Annotated in this window: 1 protein-coding gene and 1 pseudogene; both read right to left on the bottom strand. The window is 70.2% G+C overall.

The features are described from left to right. Positions 1 to 365 (bottom strand): annotated as a pseudogene (locus Q2100_RS31470) (hypothetical protein); the annotation flags it as partial. After that, positions 352 to 885, bottom strand: a 534-nt coding sequence (locus Q2100_RS31475) for a PP2C family protein-serine/threonine phosphatase (RefSeq protein ID WP_302917156.1), incomplete at its 5' end; no start/stop codon positions are given. The gene Q2100_RS31475 and the pseudogene Q2100_RS31470, both read right to left, overlap by 14 nt.

The following is an 885-nucleotide window of genomic DNA, read 5'->3' on the forward strand; positions in this document are numbered from 1 at the left end:
GCCGCGAGCGCACGCACCGCGCCGGCCCTGGCCGCCGGGTCGGCCCGGACCGGGATCCCGTCGGCGGGGTAGACCGGTGAGGCTTTCCCGGTGCCGGCGATGATGGCGAAGTATGTGCCGTCAGCGATTTCGTCGACGGCCGCCGAGGTGGCGCGTACGGCGGCGTCGAACTTGGCGGCAGGTGACATCATCGATGACGAACAATCGATCACGATCACCTCGACGCGGTCGCTGTGAGCCGGCGTCGAAGCGGCGTCGCCCTCGGTCGCCACACTGACGATCGCATCCACCCTGCCGACGCCCGCGGCGAGGTAGGGATTGTGGTCGACGTGAACCGAAAAACGTTGTCCGTCAGCGTGACTCATGGTGATCTCCGATGGGTATCACGGCGACAGTGACGTTGTCCTGTCCGCCTGCCTGCAGCGCGTGGTCGACCAGCCTGCGCGCGACTGTGTGCGCATCGCCGCCGACGCACACCCGTGCGATGTCGCCGGGCTCGGGGAGGTAGTTCCACAGACCGTCCGTGCAGATGACCAGAAGACCTGCGCCCGTGGCGGCGATGGTGCGCACACTCGTATCCGTCCACGGCTCGGCGTCGGTTTCCGCATCGGCGCCGAGCCATCGGGTCAGCGTGTGTGCTCCCGCCCGCACTGCCGTGGACTGGGCCGACAGCCCGGCGCCGATGAGTTCCTGGGCCACGGAGTCGTCGACCGTGAGCTGCAACGCCGCTCCGGGTGGGTCGGGCAGCCAATAGACCCTGCTGTCACCGACGTTGGCGACGGTGATGTGCACCGCGTCCGGCGCCGCGGGCACCACGGCCGCCGCGGTGTAGGTGCACGCCGGGGCCGATGCCGGGTCGATGCCTCCCGCCGCGGTCCGCGCGGC

The organism is Mycolicibacterium arseniciresistens (assembly GCF_030519285.1).
Lineage (GTDB): Bacteria > Actinomycetota > Actinomycetes > Mycobacteriales > Mycobacteriaceae > Mycobacterium > Mycobacterium arseniciresistens.